This is a genomic window from Luteolibacter arcticus, from assembly GCF_025950235.1.
Lineage (GTDB): Bacteria > Verrucomicrobiota > Verrucomicrobiia > Verrucomicrobiales > Akkermansiaceae > Haloferula > Haloferula arctica.
Genome location: NZ_JAPDDT010000002.1, coordinates 86,769 through 103,271, shown reverse-complemented (window position 1 = coordinate 103,271; position 16,503 = coordinate 86,769). Strand labels below are relative to the sequence as shown.

Below are 16,503 nucleotides of genomic sequence, written 5' to 3'. Positions count from 1 at the left end.
TCCGCCCCGTCCATGTCCTCTGTCACCGCCGACACGCCCCGTCTCGATTTCGCCGGCTCACCGGTCAACAAGGCCCTGACCGCCGAGCAAAAGATCGAGCTCTTCCGGAAGATGGTCCGCATTCGCCGCTTCGAGCAGGAAGCGCTGAAGTACTACCAGGGAGGCAAGATTGGTGGCTTCCTCCACCTCTACATCGGCCAGGAGTCTGTCGCGGCCGGCACCCTCTCCCTCTGCGGCGAGCACGACCACAATATCACCGCCTACCGCTGCCACGGCCACGCCATCATGTCGGGCATGGAAATGAATCCCCTGATGGCGGAACTCTTCGGCAAGGCCACCGGCTGCTCGAAGGGCAAGGGCGGCTCGATGCACTTCTTCGCCCCTGACAAGAACTTCTGGGGTGGCCACGGCATCGTCGGCGGCCAGACCCCGCTGGGCCTCGGCCTCGCCTACGGCCTCAAGTATCTCGGCCGCGAAGGCGCCGCCCTCTGCTACCTCGGCGATGGTGCGGTGAACCAGGGCGCCTTCCACGAGTCCCTCAACATCGCCGCCCTGTTCGAGCTCCCCGTCGTCTACGTCATCGAGAACAACGGCTACTCGATGGGCACCTCCCAGAAGCGCTCGTCCTCTTACCGCGGCTGCCTTGCCCAACGCGCCGAAGGCTACGACATGGAGTGGGATGTGATCGACGGTTCCGATCTCTACGAGGTCCGCGCCAAGACCCACATCGCCATGGAGCGCGCCCGCAAGCAGCACAAGCCCTCCATCCTCGAGATCACCACCTACCGCTACTACGGCCACAGCATCGCGGACGCGAACCACAAGAAGTATCGCTCCCCCGAGGAAATCGAGGACTACAAGACCAACTTCGATCCCATCCGCCAGTGGCGGAAGCGCCTCGTCGCGGAAGGCGTCATCACCGAGGACCAGCTCGACGCCATCGACAAGGAAGCCAAGGCGGAAGCCATCGCCGCCGTGAAGTTCGCCGACTCCTCCCCCGCCCCGACCATCGAGTCCATCATGGAGGACGTCTACTGGGAGACCGACAACAACACGCCCGCCTCCAAGATCGGCCGCCACTTCTTCACCGACTGAGGCCGGGCTGAACTGAACTACGGTAACTCTAGTACTTCCACGGATCCCGATCCCCGACACGCATCATTTCCATGTCCCGCACGCTCACTTACCGCGAAGCCCTCCGTGAAGGCCTCGACGAGGAACTCGCCCGCGACCCGAACGTCGTCGTCATGGGCGAGGAAGTCGCCCAGTACAACGGCGCCTACAAGGTCACCGAAGGCCTCTGGGCCAAATGGGGTGACAAGCGCATCGTCGACACCCCCATCTCCGAAGCCGGCTTCATCGGCATGGGCATCGGTGCCTCCATGCTCGGCGTCCGCCCGGTGATGGAGCTGATGTTCTGGTCCTTCCACTCCGTCGCCTTCGACCAGCTCGTCAACAACGCCGCCTGCGTCCGCTATATGTCCGGCGGCCTTATCAATTGCCCGATCGTGATGCGCGGCCCGGCCAACGGCGGCACCAGCGTCGGTGCCACCCACTCCCACATCCCCGAAGGCCTCTTCGCCGCTTTCCCAGGCCTCAAGGTCGTCGCCCCGGCCACCCCGGCCGATGCCAAGGGCCTGATCAAGGCCGCCATCCGCGACAATGACCCGGTCTACGTGATGGAGAACACCAAGCTCTACGGCAATACCGGCGAAGTGCCGGATCCGGCCGATGGCGACTTCGTGATTCCGCTCGGCGTCGCCGACCTGAAGCGCGAGGGCAAGGATGTCTCGATCATCTCCCACGGTCGCTCGGTCCTCCACGCGCTTGCCGCCGCGGAAACCCTGAAGGAAGAACACGGCATCGAAGCCGACGTCCTCGACCTCCGCTCGATCCGCCCGCTCGACGTGGACGCGATCCTCAAGACGGTCATGAAGACCAACCGCGTGGTGCTCGTCGACGAGTCGAAGGGCTTCGGCGGTGTCTCCGCCATGGTCTCCCACCTGATCCAGAGCGAGGCCTTCGACTACCTCGACGCGCCGATCAAGCGTGTCACCACAATGGATGCACCGGCGATATACTCCCAACATATCGAGGACGAACAGCTCCCGAATCCGCGCCGGATTGTTGAAAAAGTCCTGTCTTTGCGCTGATCGCGACGGTGTTTTTCATTGCCACCAAAGGTTCCCGTCCTAGCATTTTGACACCATGATCAAAGCCCTTGCTGCTGTCGGCCTCGTGGCCCTCTGCCTCGCCTCCAGCTCTTGCTGCTGCCTCTTCTAACCACTCGACTCCATGAAAAACCTGCTCCTCATTCTGCCTCTCATCGCCCTGTCGCTGGGTCTTTCCTCCTGCTGCTCGATGTTCGGACTCAAGTCCGGCAGCGCTGGCTACACCGAGGAAACCTATCAGCGCAAACTCTGCGGCTACGACATCGTCCGCGAGGAAGTCGTCGTGGATGCCAAGAGTGGCATGACCGAAGTGAAGGAAACCAAGGTGCCGCGCTACAAGACCGTGACCAAGAAGGTCCGCATCAAGTGCCCGGATTGCGTCCGCTTCTATTGCCCGGATGACGGCTGCTGCGGCTCCGGCAACGGCGCCATCAAGGAAGCCTCCATGCAAGGCGGCAGCGGCAGCCCGCACCTGGGCCTGATCCCGACGATGAAGGATCTCGCCGAGTAATCCCTCATTCGCCGAAAAGCTGATTTTGAAACGGAGGCCCGCAACGGCCTCCGTTTTGCTTTTCCCCTTGCCCCAACAGCCCGGCGGCTAGATTCGTGGTGGGTGAACACCATTCTCGCCAGTCTCGCGATCATCCTTTCGCTCGCCGCCTGCAAACCCGAGTCGAAGCCCGAGTTTAAGCCGGACTCCCCTGTCCCGCCGCCACCCGCCGCAGGATCGACCGACCCGGCCAAGCCGGAGAGCTACGTGGGCATGGACGAAAAGGCTGCAGGCGCCATGGCAGACAAAGCCGGCGTGAAATGGCGGGTGATCTCCGTGGATGGCGAATCGCGCCCGGTGACCATGGACCACCGCCCCGACCGGCTGAATTTCACGATCGAGGCTGGCAAGGTCATCCGTGTCACGCAGGGCTGACTTCCGGGAAAAGACTGGAAATGCCCTTGTGAATTCGCAATCTCCGTCCGCCTCACTCCCTTTTCACCAGATCCATGGCCATCAATATCGAAATGCCCAAGCTCTCGGACACCATGACCGAGGGCACTCTCATCAAGTGGCACAAAAAAGTCGGCGATAACATCGAGATCGGCGACGTCCTCGCCGAGGTCGAAACCGACAAGGCCACCATGGAAATGGAAGCCTTCGACGAAGGTACCCTGACCGAGATTCTCATCCAGGAAGGTGAAAAGGCCGCCATCGGAGCCACCCTCGCCGTGCTGGATGGAGACGACGCTGGATCGGCGCCGACTCCTGAAGCCGCCAGTGCTCCTACTGCTGCTGAAACTCCGGCAGCCAGCGCAGCGCCCGCCCCGGCTGCTGCTGCGACCGCCGCCGCTCCCGCACCAGCCACCACCGGCGATGGCTCCCGCATCAAGGCTTCCCCACTGGCCCGCAAGGTCGCTGGCGAACTTGGCGTCGATCTCGCCTCGCTCAGTGGCACCGGCCCGGCTGGCCGCATCGTCCGCGCCGACGTGGTGGCGGGTGGTGGTTCTCCCGCCAAGCCCACCGCGAAGTCGACCCAAGCCAGCGCTGCCGCCGGCCTCGCCGCCGCCGCCAAGTCTCGTACCGCACCGGCACCCGCCGCTGCTGCCCCTGCATCGGCCGCATCGATCTCCACCGCCATCCTTCCCACCGCCAAGGAAGGCGACCAGCGCATCGAGCTGTCTTCCATGCGCAAGGTCATCGCCTCGCGCCTGCTCACCTCGAAGCAGACCATCCCGCATTTCTACCTCCACGTCGAAGCCGATGCCGGCCCGCTGATGGCCCTGCGCAAGCAGATCAACGCGCAGGCCGAGCAAACCCACGGCAACAAGTATTCGGTGAACGACTTCGTCCTGAAGGCCGTCATCAATGCAACCGTCGCGGTGCCTGCGGTCAATGCCTCCTTCGCCGGCGACCACATCGTCAGCTTCAAGCACGTCGGCCTCTCGGTCGCGATCGCCGTGGAAGACGGCCTCGTCACCCCCGTCATCCAACAGGCGGAGACCAAGTCGGTGATGCAGATCTCGAAGGAAGTGAAGGACCTCGCCGCCCGCGCGAAGGACAAGAAGCTCAAGCCGAGCGAATTCGACGGCGGCACCATCACCGTTTCTAATCTCGGTGCCTGGGGCATTGAGAGCTTCGACGCCATCGTCAATCCACCGCAGGCCCTCATCGTTTCGGTCGGTGCAGCCATCGAGAAGCCGGTCGTCAAGAACGGCCAGATCGTCCCCGGCCTGCGCATCAATCTCGGCGTGAGCTGCGACCACCGCGTCGTGGATGGTGCCGTGGCAGCCAGCTTCCTGGCGGAAGTGAAGAAGCTCATCGAGCAACCGGCCCTGATGCTGGTCTGAGCGAAGCCGAGCCCCTTTCCCAAGGCGTCCGCCCTCACGGGTCGCACGCCTTTCTCGTGCCCTCTCCGTGCCCAACAGAGCCCTTCCCGTTCTTCCATGTCCTCCTGACCCCTTCGATGAATCGTTGGAGAGGCTCTCTAACCCCTGCGAGGCAGGAAGTTCTTCACACGCTCTAAGAAGGGATCTTTTTGTACCAAACGAAACTCTTCATCTTAAGGATGTGAACAAGCGGGTGAAACTCCTGTTCCACCGCTCTGCCATGGGGATTCCACGGCCATCGGAGCTTGGGTAAAACCACCGGGCAACTGCGGGTAAGGTTCAAGGCCGGCGTGCATTGCGCGGATTTGCCCCGGCTCGTTCCCGAGCTGTTCACATCCCGCTAACAGAGCGGAGCGTCCGGAATCATCGCTGCCCTCCATCGCGGAACTTCGGTGCGCGAGGATCGCGAATGCCGGGGAGATGGATTCCTGAAAATTCACTGCCGCTTCATTGGGCTTTCCTACTATTGGGAGAGAAACGTCATCATGCCGTTCACGATCAGCCATACGGTTGCGGTGATTCCCTTCTTCCGGTGGCGGCGTCTGGATCCGCTGGCGCTGGTGATTGGCAGCATGGCACCGGACTTCGGTTACTTCGTCCACCGCTTTGCCTTTGCCGGGGGAGCGCATTCGTTCACGGGCTCGTTCACTCGGGCGCTGCCGGTAGCGGCTCTGGTGTGGCTGGTTTGCCGGCTTGCGGGGATTTTCCTGATCCGGCCCTTGCCACCGCGCTTGCGTGCCATGGTGGCCGTGGTGATCGAGCGATCACGTTGGCAGGCGTCGTCCCTGCTGTGGGTGCCGCTGTCGCTGCTGTTAGGAATCTGGTCGCACAACGCATGGGATTCTTTCACGCACCAACGTGGCTGGGTGGTCTCGCGAGTTCCTTTGTTAGAGTGGCCGGTCTATCACTGGCTCCAGCATGCGAGCTCGATCGTCGGGATGGTGATTCTGGCGATCGTGTACCGGAAGCTTGGAGGGCAGGTCCGGCTCGATGTGAAGGATGGCAATGCCCGGTTGCTCGCGATGCTGGCGGTTGTTGCGGTACTGGCTGCCTTGTTTCCGGCGTGGAACTTTGCGAGCCAATATGAAGGAGCCCGGCAATGGCGCGTTTTCGTTTTTCGCGAAGTGGTGTATTCGATGTCGGTCTGGGCCTGCGGGTATCTCGCTTACGCGTTGCTGCTGCAGGCGCGGGTGTGGAAATGGAAATTTTCCAGGTAAGCCGCGGAGGCTAACAGGGCAGAGGATCCCAATCTCGGGCAAGTGCTTGCGACGCTTCCAGTGGAGCTTGCTTACCGCAGCCTGCTATTGCGGCTTCAGCTTTTCCCGGCACCACGACAGCGCCATCAGCGAGTAGCCGGTGCCGTAGGGCTGGTGGTAGTCGTAGAGCGGATAGTCCCACCATGAGCCGTCCTTTTCCTGACGGTGCAGGATGACCTTCGCGAGCTTCGCCGCATGCGCCGGCTGCTGGGCCGGGGGCAGGAATTCAACCGACTCGGTGAAGTAGAAGATGCCGTAGTAGTAAAAGTAGCCGGAGATTTGGAAGTGCGTCTCGTGTGGAACCGGACGCTTGCGACCGATGCTGAGAAAACCCTCGCGCTCGATGAAGCGGTTCGCCCATTCGTCCACGATGGCATCGGTCACCTTCACCTCGCCAAAGGCACGCAGCGTGGCATTGCACGCCTGGCTGCGGGCAAGCGAACCGGCAGGCCGGTTGATCGGCACGCGTGGACGGTAGATGTGGCTGTGCGAATAGACGTACGAGAAGTCCGGCGTTCGCTGGCGCTCGATGCTGGCGAGCGATGCCTTCACGATCTTCTCGTCGAGCTTGATCCCCATCACGTCGCGCGCCTCGCGCATGGCCAGAAGTACGGTGGCCGTAGTAAAACACGTGGTGATGCCCGTCGGCTTCTGCGTGGCGAGACCGTCGTAGATATCGAGGTATCCCCAGCCGCCATTGAGATCCATGTAGCGGTTGGCCAGGTCGGACTGCTCCTGGGCGAGTCGCTTCCACTTCTCCTTCGCGGCATCGTCCTTCGCGGTCTGATAGAGCCGGGTCAATGCCCGCATGCCGTAGGCATGGCCCCACGCGTTGTAGGTTGTGGTCTGGTCGGCACGGCGGAGCTTCGGCAGCTCGGCCTCCATCCAGGCTCCGCCCTTGGCAATCGCAGCCAGGGTCTCGGGCCGCGTGTCCCCGCTGTCGATGAGTCCGGAAAGCGCGAGCCCGCTGGCCCCGGCACGAAAGGCATGATGCGCACCGGGCAGCGGCGCGTAAATATTCAGTCCCTTGGTCCTCGTCGCGCCACCCCAGGAGCCGTTTTCATTTTGGTCCTCGATGAGGAAGTCGACACCGCGCCGGATCGAGGCGGCGATGGTTGACGGATTCACCTCCGCCTCCGGCTTCTCCTGGGCGACGATCGCCGAGGCGGTGGCAACGAGAGCTAAGAGGATGTGCTTCACGGCTGTTAGTCGGGCACGACGATCACTTGTCCGTTTTCCAAGCCGCTGGTGATCTCTACCTTGTCGCCGGAAACCCGGCCACGGGTGACCACGCGTGACTCACCCTTGCCATCGGCCATCTTGACTTGGACCGTCCAGGTTCCGCCGGCCGCGGGTTGCAGGGCTTTTGCGGGCAGTGTGATCGTTTGGTCGTTCTGGTGAACGATGAAGCGGCAGTCGAAATTCATGCCGGCGGCGACCTCGAGGTCGGCGGGAAACTCGAGCTTCTCGTCCTCCGGCCACTCGGGCGTCAGGTCGATGCGATACTTCCCATCGGCGGCGGGAAGCGTGGCGACTTCTTCCAAAGTGGCGGTAAGCGCGACGTCCTCACGACCGGCAGCGGTCAGGCTGCCTTTCAGCGGCTTGCGCAACGTGCGTGCGGTCGCTTCATCGACGTGGGCGACCAGACGCAGGTCTGGTTCCACCGGGACGACGGATGCGAAGGGACGGATGAAGGGAACCTTGCCACCCTTCACCAGCAACTTGGCGAGCTCGCCGAGCGACCAGCGGCCTTCATCCAGCGAACCATGATAGAAGATCCCATCGGCCGGAGCCTTGAGCTCGAGCAAGGCACCATCCTTCTCCATTTCGGCGAGATCCTGCTTGCTGCGGGCGGCACCGATGCGACCGGCATCAAGGTCAAGGCGTGCACTCTCAAGTGCTCGCGGAAGATTCTTCTCGGCCTTCTCCAACTCGATGGAGGTGCTCTTGGCGTCGGAGTCAAGACCCTCGGCCTTGCGCGGCAACAGCACGTCGAGCGTGCGCTTCGTGTAAAGTTCGGCGTGCTTCAGATCGAGTTCAGAGGACTTCACCGCGAACTCCTGACGCTTCAGAATGATCTCCTCGGTTTGCTCGGTGAGATCGTCCGCATCGTACATCATGCGGAGTTGCTTGAGTTCTTCTTGCGCGGCTTCCAGACGGCGCTTGGCGGATTCAAGATTGTCCGCCGCTTCTTCCTCCTGCGTCTTGCGGCCGGTGGCGGTGTAGTAGGCGAGTTCCTCGGCGGCCACGCGTTGGGCCCGCTTCGCGCTCGCCAGTTTCAGGGTTGTCTCCTCTTCCAGTTTCAGGAATGCGAGTTCCTGGCTGGCGAGGCTCAAGGCCTGTGCCTGCACCGCGCGGCGGGTGTCCTCGAGCTTCCGGTCATAGGACTCGCGATCGAACTTCACGAGCACGTCGCCTTTCTTCACGGCGCTGCCGTGAGGAAGGATGGTCTCGATGGTGAAGTCCCCCCAGCCCTCGGGGTCGATTGCGATGAGGTGTGGCTTGGCCGGAAGAAGCGTCGCGGCGAAACTTCTTTCGATGCGGAACGGCTTGGTTTCGACAGTGATCTCGGCGGCGGGGGCCGCGGCGAGCGAGGCTGCGAGGAGGGACAGGTATTTCATCGGGCGCGGGAATTAGCGGACTCAATCGTCGGATTTGCCTTTTCGCGCAAGCCAAAGGAAATGGCGGCGCGGACGGCGGGCATTCGGCGAGGCGTCGATCTCATGACGTACGGTCTCAAAACCGGCGCGGCTTAGTTTGCGTTCGATGTCTGGCACCGGCCGCGACGAGGCGATGCCTAACAAACCGCCAGCCTGCAGCGCGCCATGAGCGGCGGCGAGCCAGCGGGGGTCCTCATGAAGCCCGCGTTGCCGGTTGTTGAGCGGCGAGGTATCGGCGTGGATGAGCACGGCGTGCAGGTCACCATTGAAGCCGTGCAAGCCCGCCGGGCCGGGATCCGTGTGGATCTCGACGCGGGAGTCCTTCAGCGAGGGGCCATCAGGGAAAAATTCGCGGTGCCACTGGACGATCACTGGCCAGCCTTCCGCGATGTGAAACGTGCCGCGCTTCTGCGGCAGGCTTTCCATCGCACCGGCGAGCACTTCACCGAGCCCGAGGCCGACGATCCACACCTTCGGCTGGCGGGCGGGCTTGAACGGGGCGCTGGCGATCCGGCCGAGTTCGCGTTCGCTGACGCGGGTCGCGGGGCCTGCGAGTTGGACGGTGCCGTGCTGGATGTAGTGGCGGCCGTCGTGCTCGTGGAGGCCGAGCACGGTACCGTCCGGCAAGGTGGTTTCGGCGAGGGTGATGCGCGGTTTCATGATCCGTGCTGAAAGTGATTCTTGAAAAAACAACAACCCCGGCGGATCGGCCGGGGTCGTTATTTTTGGATTTTGGGTGGAATGGCGCCGGTTCCTCGCGGAAGCGGCGCTCGCAACGAAGTCAATCAGAGGCCGGCCTTCAGCGTCGAGGAAGCCTTGAAGCCCACCGACTTGGACGCTGCGATCTTCATCGCTTCGCCGGTCTTCGGATTACGGCCCTGGCGGGCGGCGCGCTTCTTCACTTCAAAGGTTCCGAAGCCGATGATCTGGACCTTCTTGTCCTTCTTGACACCCTTCTCGATGGAACCGAGGACGGCGGCAAGAGCGTCTTCGGCGGCGCGCTTGGTGGCGTCTTTGCCGAGGGCTTTCTGGATGGATTCAACAAGTTCAGCTTTGTTCATGGCGACGACGGTATTGCGTGCGGCCCCGTCCTTTGGCAAGCTAAAATACAACAGCGAAATTCCTTCCCGCGCCTAGAGCCACGGGGGCTGGCGGCTGTCCAGCACCCCTGCGGCTGGCGGCTCTTTACGATGGACATCGTACATGGAATGATGCGCACCAGATGAATGAAGACTGTCAACGCAGTTGCGACACCCTCGTTCGCGAGGGGGCACGCACCGTTGCCGGTGCCGCACCGGCCGCACGCGCGGGGATCGAGTTGCCATTCCTCACCGCGGCCGTGGCGCGGGGCTACTTCACCCCGGACGAGGACGAGGTAATCCGAGTACGATACGCGCAGTACTTGGGCGTGCGCGGTGCGCTGCTCTCCACGCTGGCGGAGCTGGAGAACGCCTGCTCGCCGGCGAAGGGCGGCTGGGAGAAGCAACTGCCGGCCTTTGCCGTGGCTTTCGCCGCGGCTTGCTTGCTGTTGCGGCAAGCGCGCGGCCTTGCGGGCCTGGCCGGTGTGAATCCGCTGCTGGCCAAGAAACTCGACGAACCCTCGATACTTCACGGGATTCCGCGGAAGACCTTCACGTTCCTGTTCCGCGCCACCACCGATCCGCTCCGCCTGCTGCAGTTCCGCGAGGCTGCCGCTTTCTACGAGAAACATCGTAGTACCATCGTGGAGCTGGTGTCTGATCCGGAGCTCGCGGAAGCGATCGCGCTGTTAGAAGAGGAGAAGGAGAGGATCGAGTGCCGCAAGCGGGACATCATGCGCCGCCGCCTGGCGTACGGCTGGCATTCGTTCCTGCGTCGTCACCGTTCAGCGTGGAAGCAATCGATCTTCGGCGTCTTCGAATGGTCCGGCCGCGCGATCTCCGAATTGCGGCAGCCGGGAGTGAAGCCGGCCGGTGCGCCGAAGCGGGTGACGCCCGAACTCCGCGAGAAAATCCTGCGGCTGGCCCGACCCGGCGATGTGTTCGTCACCCGTCACGATGACGCGATGAGCAATCTCTTCCTCCCGGGTCACTGGCCGCATGCCGCGTTCTACATCGGCGACGCATCCCAGCGGACCGCCCTCGGCCTGGAAATTTCCGAGGGGGCCGGCGACCCGGTGGTCTTCCTGGAGGCGAAAAAGGACGGGGTCCGCTTCCGGCCCGCCACCGACACCCTCCAGGTCGACGCCTTCGTCGTGCTCCGCCCGCCACTCCCCTCGAGCGACATCGCGACATCGCTGGCACGGGGGATGCGACATGAGGGCAAGCCGTACGATTTCGTTTTCGATTTCCGAAATTCCGACCGGCTGGTCTGCACCGAAGTCATCTACCGTGCCTATCATGGCGCGGGTGGACTCGCCTTTTCCCTGGTGGAGAGCGGCGGCCGTCTCTGCTTGCCCGCAGAGGAGCTGATCTCCCAGGCTCTGGCTCAAGGATTTCGCGTGGTAGCGGCCTGCGGCGTGGGGAAGGACGAAATCGTTTCGGGAACCCGTGCGGAGCTCGTTTTGCATGCCAGCAGGAGCGCCCTTTGAAGCAATCGTAACCCCCACGAAACCAAAGTTTCACAGAGCTTGTGAAATTTTTCACAAATAGCTCTTGCGCCGTTACAAAACCCTTTGTTACAGCCCGCGCGCGTTTCCGCCAAAACGCGCCTCTGGCATGTTCCGACGCCCGCTCATCCCAACCCTGTTCGCGCTCCTCTGTGGAGCGGTGCCGGCTCTCGCCGCTGAAGGTGGTGGTCATCATGCCCTGCCGCTCAACGCCCCACGTCTGAGCGACTCGCTGCCCATCAACAATTCGATGGTGATGGTCTGGCTCGCCGTGGGCGTGATCGTCCTCTTTGCTCGCATCGCGACCAAGAAGATGACGTTGGTCCCACAAGGCCTGCAGAACTTCGCCGAGTGGGCGGTCCAGTCGCTCTACGAATTCCTTTCCAGCCTGATGGGCGCGCACCTTGCCACCCGGACCTTCTGGTTCTTCGGCTCGGTCTTCTTCTTCATCCTGGTGAATAACTACATGGGCCTCATCCCCGGCGTCGGCACCGTGGGATGGAAAGACTCTCATGGTCACATGGTTGCCCCGCTTCTGCGTGGTGCCAATGCTGACATCAACATGACTGCCGCGATGTCCTTCACCTTCGCGATCCTCTGGTTCTACTGGGCGATCACGGAGAATGGCATCAAAGGTTTCGCCGCCCACATCTTCGCACCGAAGGGCACCTTCAAGGGCATCATGCTCGCGATGATGGTCCCCATCTTCCTCTTCGTCGGCGTGCTGGAAGTGATCTCCATCGCGATCCGCCCGGTCGCCCTCACCTTCCGTCTTCTGGGTAACATCTACGGCGGCGAGCAGACGCTCGAAGCGCTGATGGCCTTGGTTCCCAAGAGCCTCGCCTTCCTGCCAGCGCTTCCGTTCTACTTCATGGAGCTGCTCGTCGGCTTCGTCCAGGCACTCGTCTTCACCCTGCTCTGCGCGATTTTCCTCAAGCTCATCTGCGACCACGGCGACGATCACGCCGAAGAAGGGCACCACTAAAGATTTCGACGGTTTGACCATGGCAAAGACCGTGGGAGCCGCCGGAAACCCCAACTAAACGCAACAAGACAATGGTATTCAGCAAAGCATTCGCAGTCGCCTTCGCCGCTATCGGCGGTGGCATCGGCATCGGCATTCTCGGCTCCAAGGCCGCGGAAGCGACCGGTCGCAACCCGGGTGCAGCCACCCCGATCCTGGTTCTCTCGATCATTCTGGCCGCGCTTATCGAAGGTATCTTCATCCTTACCGCCTTCGCTGTCAGCGGTATGTGATCCTGTTTCTGCCGCGCGCATCTGAAAGGGTGCGCGCGGCACTTCCTCTTCAATCTCCGATCTCCAACCTGCCATGATGACCATCCTCGCGGAAACCGCTGCCGGGCAAGCGGGCCCTCTTGAAACCATCCAGACGACTTTCGGCCTTAGCGCGCCGTTCTTCATCGCGCAGGTGATCAACTTCTTCCTGGTGATCTTCGTCCTCAAGAAGTTCGCCTTCGGCCCGATCCAGACGATGCTGGAAGAGCGCCGCAACCGCATCGCCACCGGCGAAGCGAAGCTCAAGCAGATCGAGCAGCAGCTTGCTGACTCCGAGCGCACCACCGCCGCTGCCATCGCCAAGGCCAACGAAGACGCCGCCCGCCTCATCAATGAGGCCAAGACCAGCGCCGCCGCCCTTTCCGAGCAGAAGGCGCAGGAAGCCATCGCTTCCGCCCAACAGATCCTCGCCAAGGCCGAAGCCGCCGCCCAAGCCGAGCGCGCCGCGATCAAGGCAGAGCTCAAGCAGGAGTTCGGCCGCCTCGTCACCGCCACCACCGCGCAGGTTACCGGCAAGGTCCTCACCTCCGACGACAAGACCCGCATCAACCAGGAAGCGCTCGCTTCGGTCGAAGCCTGATCCTGATCCTGATTCGATTCATTTCTTCCGCCGTCTCGTCATGAAAATCACCAAGGTCGCCAACGCCGAAGCCCGCCGCATTTTCCGGCTCTGCCAGACCGGCGGCCGTCTTGACGAGGCCAAGTTCTCCACCGCGATCAAGATGATCGTGGCCCAGAAGCCGCGCGGCTATCATGGCATTCTCGGTGCGCTGAAGCGCCTCGTCCGCCTCGAACTGGCACGCCGCCACGTGATTGTGGAAAGCGCCGCGCCGCTCGATGGTGCGGAGCAGCAGCGCGTCGTTTCCGGCCTCGTCGAGAAGTACGGCAGCGACCTGACTTTTGAATACCGCGTCACTCCCGAGGTTCTCGGGGGACTCAAGGTCCGCATCGGCAACGATGTCTTCGACGGCACCGTGAAAGGCCGTCTCGACCGCCTCGCCCAAGCATTCTGATAGACACCGGCATCTCCGCCACTTGCCGAACACTGAAACTCTGAAAACTAGCAAACTCGTCCCATGAGCAGCATCCTCCAGGAACTCGAAAAGGAGATCGCCAACGTCACGGCCTCCGTCCAGAAGTCGAATGTCGGTGTCGTCCGCGAAGTCGGTGACGGCGTGGCCAAGGTGGAAGGCCTCTCCGACGTCATGCTCAACGAGATGATCTCGTTCCCGGGCGGTGTTACCGGCCTGGCGATGAACCTCGAAGAAGGCGAAGTCGGCGTGGTGCTTCTCGGCAGCTACGACAAGATCGTCGCCGGCATGGAATGCTCGACCACCGGCAAGCTGCTCTCCGTGCCAGTCGGCCGCAATGTCTTCGGCCGCGTGGTGGACGCACTCGGCAATGCCATCGACGGCAAGGGCCCGCTTGAAGCTGCGGCCTATTACCCGATGGAGAAAATCGCTCCCGGCATCATCAAGCGCAAGTCGGTCTCGGTCCCGGTGCAGACCGGCATCATGTCGATCGACGCGATGATCCCCGTCGGCCGCGGCCAGCGCGAGCTCATCATCGGTGATCGCTCCACCGGCAAGACCACCATCGCGGTGGACACCATCATTTCCCAGGCCAAGCAGAACAAGCTGGCTGAGCAGGGCAAGCTGCAGAACCACAAGCCGCTGTATTGCATCTACGTCGCCATCGGCCAGAAGCTCTCGAACGTCGCCCGTATCCAGAAGATCCTGGAAGACGCCGGCGCGATGGAATACACCACCATCGTTTCCGCCACCGCTTCGGATGCCGCCGCCATGCAGTATCTGTCGCCCTACGCCGGCTGCGCCATCGCCGAGTACATGATGGATCAGGGTCAGGACTGCCTGATCGTGTTCGATGACCTTTCCAAGCACGCCGTCGCTTACCGCCAGGTCGCGCTGATCCTGAAGCGCCCGTCCGGCCGCGAAGCGTATCCGGGTGACGTCTTCTACCTCCACTCCCGGTTGCTCGAGCGCTCCGCCCGTCTGACCGAGGCCGCCGGTGGTGGCTCGCTCACCGCGCTGCCGATCATCGAAACCCAGGCCGGTGACGTGTCCGCTTACATCCCGACGAACGTGATCTCGATCACCGACGGCCAGATCTACCTGGAAACCGACCTCTTCTACCAAGGCATCCGCCCTGCCATCTCGGTGGGTCTCTCGGTGTCGCGCGTAGGTTCCGCCGCCCAGACCAAGACCATCAAGTCCGTCGCCGGCACGACCAAGCTCGACCTCGCGCAGTTCCGCGAGTTGCAGGCCTTCGCCCAGTTCGGCTCCGACCTCGACGCCTCCACCAAGAAGAAGCTCGAGCGTGGTGCCCGCATCGTGGAACTCTTCAAGCAGAACCAGTACTCTCCGCTCTCCATGGAGATGGAGTCGATCTTCCTCTTCGCGATGCAGAACGGCTTCTTCGATGACGTGAAGGTCGCCGACGTGAAGCGCTGCCAGACCGCGATGGGTGAGTTCTTCGAGACCCGCAAGACCGAGCTGCTCGACAAGATCCGCAACGAAAAGCCGGACCTCAAGAAGGACGCCGCCGCCGTCGATGCCGTGAAGACGGCGCTCAACGACTTCAAGGCTTCTTGGAAGTAAGAAATTCGGATAATTCGGAGATTGGGAAATTAGGTCTCAGATTGCGTCCCGCTCCCCGACTCCAGCCACCCAATTATCCCAATTCTCTCAATCTCCTAATCATCTAAAAAATGGCCAACCTCCGCGACATCCGCCGGCGCATCAAGTCGGTCAAGAACACCGCCCAGATCACCCGGGCGATGCAGCTTGTCGCCGCCGCCAAGATGAAGAAGGCGCAGGACCAGGCGCTGGCCGGTCGCGACTACGCGGACCTGCTGAACCAGGTGCTGGTCAATCTGAAGGAGAACGTGGGCGAGGAAGCTCACCCGCTTCTCCAGGCGAAGGAAGGTGGCAAGGAGCTGATCCTGATCATCTCCACCGACAAGGGCCTTTGCGGCGCGCTCAATACCAACCTCGGCAAAAAGATCCGCGCCGAGATTTCGAAGGATGCCGACATCGTCACGGTGGGCCGCAAGCTGCGCAATCAGTTCGCCAAGGCCGGTCGCAACATGATCGCGGATTTCGAAGTGCGCGACCCGGTGCCCTTCGCCGAGGCCCGCCCGATCGCGAAGTTCCTGACCAAGGCCTTCCTCGAAGGCGGCTACAGCAAGGTCAGCGTCGCCTTCTCGAACTACGTCAACGTGATGCGCCAGGAGCCGGTGATCGTGCAGCTTCTGCCGATCTCGACGGCCGATCTCGGCGAGAAGCAAGACTACGAGGGCATGGGCAAGGACGTGAACGTCAAGGAGACCGACCACGCCGCCGCGCTTTCCAAGGACTACCTCTTCGAGCCCAGCGGCAAGGCCGTGCTCGATACCCTGCTGCCGCTCTACATCAACTTCCAGGTCTATCAGATGCTGGTCGAGAGCCGCGCCTCCGAGCACTCCGCACGGATGGTCGCCATGAAGGGCGCCACCGACAACGCGAAGAAGTTCATCAAGGAACTCACGCTCGAATACAACAAGCTGCGCCAGGCGGCCATCACCGCCGAGCTGCTCGAAATCACCACCGCCATGCGGGCGATGGAGTGATTGCCTCCTCCGCTCATTTCCAGCCGATCCATGTCTGACTTTTCCAAAATTGCCATCGCGAGCGCCACTGCGGCGAGCCTCTTGCTTTCAAGCTGCGCTTCGATCGTCAGCCGCCCCAGCCGGGACGTCTCGATCCAGTCGAATCCTTCCGGTCTCAGCTTCGCGGTGATCAATGCGAGCGGGGAGACCATCCACACTGGCACGACTCCGCAGGTGGTGAATCTTTCCGCCCGCGGCGGCTACTTCAAGCCGGCGAAATACACGGTGCAGGTGAAGCGCTCCGGCAAGGTCGTGGGCAACCACCAGGTGACCGCAGGGCTGAACGGTTGGTATTTCGGGAACATTCTCATCGGTGGCTTGATCGGCATGCTCATCGTGGACCCGCTCACGGGCGCCATGTACCGGATGCCTGCCGAGATCCTGGTGGATGCCAATGCGGTGGCCTCGACCTCCGGCCACTCGCTCACCATTGCCAGCATCGAAACCCTGACGCCCGAACAGCGCGCCAGCATCGTCCGCCTCTAAG

General features: G+C 62.4%; 18 protein-coding genes. 14 read left to right on the top strand and 4 right to left on the bottom strand.

All coding sequences use genetic code 11. From position 1 onward, the window contains the following. The first annotated feature begins 12 nt into the window (after nucleotides 1–12). The 6 genes from pdhA (at nucleotide 13) to OKA05_RS05240 (ending at nucleotide 5,767) form a co-directional block, all read left to right on the top strand. A complete protein-coding gene (gene pdhA, locus OKA05_RS05265) occupies nucleotides 13–1,095 on the top strand; it encodes a pyruvate dehydrogenase (acetyl-transferring) E1 component subunit alpha (protein ID WP_264486061.1) in 1,083 nt (360 codons plus the stop codon). 71 nt (nucleotides 1,096–1,166) lie between these two features. Continuing rightward, complete coding sequence (locus OKA05_RS05260) at nucleotides 1,167–2,153, top strand: alpha-ketoacid dehydrogenase subunit beta (protein ID WP_264486060.1); 987 nt, start codon at nucleotides 1,167–1,169, stop codon at nucleotides 2,151–2,153. Between the two features lie 142 nt (nucleotides 2,154–2,295). After that, nucleotides 2,296–2,682, top strand: a complete 387-nt coding sequence (locus OKA05_RS05255) for a hypothetical protein (protein WP_264486059.1) — start codon at nucleotides 2,296–2,298, stop codon at nucleotides 2,680–2,682. Between the two features lie 102 nt (nucleotides 2,683–2,784). Further along, a complete protein-coding gene (locus OKA05_RS05250) occupies nucleotides 2,785–3,096 on the top strand; it encodes a hypothetical protein (RefSeq protein WP_264486058.1) in 312 nt (103 codons plus the stop codon). A gap of 74 nt (nucleotides 3,097–3,170) precedes the next feature. Then, entirely contained in the window at nucleotides 3,171–4,511 is a 1,341-nt protein-coding gene (locus tag OKA05_RS05245) for a dihydrolipoamide acetyltransferase family protein (RefSeq protein WP_264486057.1), read from the top strand. 524 nt (nucleotides 4,512–5,035) lie between these two features. Continuing rightward, nucleotides 5,036–5,767, top strand: a complete 732-nt coding sequence (locus OKA05_RS05240) for a DUF4184 family protein (protein WP_264486056.1) — start codon at nucleotides 5,036–5,038, stop codon at nucleotides 5,765–5,767. Nucleotides 5,768–5,851: 84 nt separating this feature from the next. On the opposite strand, the gene OKA05_RS05235 is transcribed toward OKA05_RS05240, so the two are convergent. The 4 genes from OKA05_RS05235 to OKA05_RS05220 all read right to left on the bottom strand — a co-directional run bounded on the left by OKA05_RS05235 (nucleotide 5,852) and on the right by OKA05_RS05220 (nucleotide 9,527). Beyond that, nucleotides 5,852–7,006, bottom strand: a complete 1,155-nt coding sequence (locus OKA05_RS05235; RefSeq protein WP_264486055.1) for a prenyltransferase/squalene oxidase repeat-containing protein — start codon at nucleotides 7,004–7,006, stop codon at nucleotides 5,852–5,854. Between the two features lie 5 nt (nucleotides 7,007–7,011). After that, nucleotides 7,012–8,427, bottom strand: coding sequence for a permuted SH3 domain-containing protein (locus OKA05_RS05230; protein ID WP_264486054.1), 1,416 nt, complete (start codon nucleotides 8,425–8,427; stop codon nucleotides 7,012–7,014). Nucleotides 8,428–8,448: 21 nt separating this feature from the next. Continuing rightward, the gene (locus OKA05_RS05225; protein ID WP_264486053.1) at nucleotides 8,449–9,126 is read right to left on the bottom strand and encodes a hypothetical protein; all 678 of its coding nucleotides are present in this window, start codon (nucleotides 9,124–9,126) and stop codon (nucleotides 8,449–8,451) included. Nucleotides 9,127–9,251: 125 nt separating this feature from the next. Then, entirely contained in the window at nucleotides 9,252–9,527 is a 276-nt protein-coding gene (locus OKA05_RS05220; RefSeq protein ID WP_264486052.1) for an HU family DNA-binding protein, read from the bottom strand. Between the two features lie 161 nt (nucleotides 9,528–9,688). Here OKA05_RS05220 and OKA05_RS05215 point away from each other — a divergent pair, with 161 nt between their 5' ends. The 8 genes from OKA05_RS05215 (at nucleotide 9,689) to OKA05_RS05180 (ending at nucleotide 16,502) form a co-directional block, all read left to right on the top strand. Further along, nucleotides 9,689–11,035: a YiiX/YebB-like N1pC/P60 family cysteine hydrolase gene (locus OKA05_RS05215; RefSeq protein ID WP_264486051.1), complete on the top strand. Its 1,347-nt coding sequence runs from the start codon at nucleotides 9,689–9,691 to the stop codon at nucleotides 11,033–11,035. A gap of 127 nt (nucleotides 11,036–11,162) precedes the next feature. Then, a complete protein-coding gene (gene atpB, locus OKA05_RS05210; protein ID WP_264486050.1) occupies nucleotides 11,163–12,038 on the top strand; it encodes a F0F1 ATP synthase subunit A in 876 nt (291 codons plus the stop codon). 71 nt (nucleotides 12,039–12,109) lie between these two features. Beyond that, nucleotides 12,110–12,310, top strand: coding sequence for an ATP synthase subunit C-like protein (locus OKA05_RS05205; RefSeq protein ID WP_264486049.1), 201 nt, complete (start codon nucleotides 12,110–12,112; stop codon nucleotides 12,308–12,310). A gap of 73 nt (nucleotides 12,311–12,383) precedes the next feature. Continuing rightward, nucleotides 12,384–12,929, top strand: a complete 546-nt coding sequence (locus OKA05_RS05200) for a F0F1 ATP synthase subunit B (protein ID WP_264486048.1) — start codon at nucleotides 12,384–12,386, stop codon at nucleotides 12,927–12,929. A gap of 40 nt (nucleotides 12,930–12,969) precedes the next feature. Continuing rightward, nucleotides 12,970–13,362 (top strand): F0F1 ATP synthase subunit delta, encoded by a 393-nt coding sequence (locus tag OKA05_RS05195; RefSeq protein WP_264486047.1) that lies wholly within the window; start codon nucleotides 12,970–12,972, stop codon nucleotides 13,360–13,362. Between the two features lie 63 nt (nucleotides 13,363–13,425). Beyond that, nucleotides 13,426–14,967: a F0F1 ATP synthase subunit alpha gene (gene atpA, locus OKA05_RS05190; protein ID WP_264486046.1), complete on the top strand. Its 1,542-nt coding sequence runs from the start codon at nucleotides 13,426–13,428 to the stop codon at nucleotides 14,965–14,967. A gap of 110 nt (nucleotides 14,968–15,077) precedes the next feature. Then, a complete protein-coding gene (atpG, locus tag OKA05_RS05185; protein ID WP_264486045.1) occupies nucleotides 15,078–15,977 on the top strand; it encodes an ATP synthase F1 subunit gamma in 900 nt (299 codons plus the stop codon). Nucleotides 15,978–16,007: 30 nt separating this feature from the next. Beyond that, complete coding sequence (locus OKA05_RS05180; RefSeq protein ID WP_264486044.1) at nucleotides 16,008–16,502, top strand: hypothetical protein; 495 nt, start codon at nucleotides 16,008–16,010, stop codon at nucleotides 16,500–16,502. The last annotated feature ends 1 nt before the right edge of the window (nucleotide 16,503 follow it).

Coding starts and splice junctions, on each gene's coding strand:
- pdhA (WP_264486061.1), top strand. CDS start 13: ATGTCCTCTGTCACCGCCGACACGCCCCGTCTCGATTTCGCCGGCTCA.
- OKA05_RS05260 (WP_264486060.1), top strand. CDS start 1,167: ATGTCCCGCACGCTCACTTACCGCGAAGCCCTCCGTGAAGGCCTCGAC.
- OKA05_RS05255 (WP_264486059.1), top strand. CDS start 2,296: ATGAAAAACCTGCTCCTCATTCTGCCTCTCATCGCCCTGTCGCTGGGT.
- OKA05_RS05245 (WP_264486057.1), top strand. CDS start 3,171: ATGGCCATCAATATCGAAATGCCCAAGCTCTCGGACACCATGACCGAG.
- OKA05_RS05240 (WP_264486056.1), top strand. CDS start 5,036: ATGCCGTTCACGATCAGCCATACGGTTGCGGTGATTCCCTTCTTCCGG.
- OKA05_RS05230 (WP_264486054.1), bottom strand. CDS start 8,427: ATGAAATACCTGTCCCTCCTCGCAGCCTCGCTCGCCGCGGCCCCCGCC.
- OKA05_RS05225 (WP_264486053.1), bottom strand. CDS start 9,126: ATGAAACCGCGCATCACCCTCGCCGAAACCACCTTGCCGGACGGTACC.
- OKA05_RS05220 (WP_264486052.1), bottom strand. CDS start 9,527: ATGAACAAAGCTGAACTTGTTGAATCCATCCAGAAAGCCCTCGGCAAA.
- OKA05_RS05215 (WP_264486051.1), top strand. CDS start 9,689: ATGAATGAAGACTGTCAACGCAGTTGCGACACCCTCGTTCGCGAGGGG.
- atpB (WP_264486050.1), top strand. CDS start 11,163: ATGTTCCGACGCCCGCTCATCCCAACCCTGTTCGCGCTCCTCTGTGGA.
- OKA05_RS05205 (WP_264486049.1), top strand. CDS start 12,110: ATGGTATTCAGCAAAGCATTCGCAGTCGCCTTCGCCGCTATCGGCGGT.
- OKA05_RS05200 (WP_264486048.1), top strand. CDS start 12,384: ATGATGACCATCCTCGCGGAAACCGCTGCCGGGCAAGCGGGCCCTCTT.
- OKA05_RS05195 (WP_264486047.1), top strand. CDS start 12,970: ATGAAAATCACCAAGGTCGCCAACGCCGAAGCCCGCCGCATTTTCCGG.
- atpA (WP_264486046.1), top strand. CDS start 13,426: ATGAGCAGCATCCTCCAGGAACTCGAAAAGGAGATCGCCAACGTCACG.
- atpG (WP_264486045.1), top strand. CDS start 15,078: ATGGCCAACCTCCGCGACATCCGCCGGCGCATCAAGTCGGTCAAGAAC.
- OKA05_RS05180 (WP_264486044.1), top strand. CDS start 16,008: ATGTCTGACTTTTCCAAAATTGCCATCGCGAGCGCCACTGCGGCGAGC.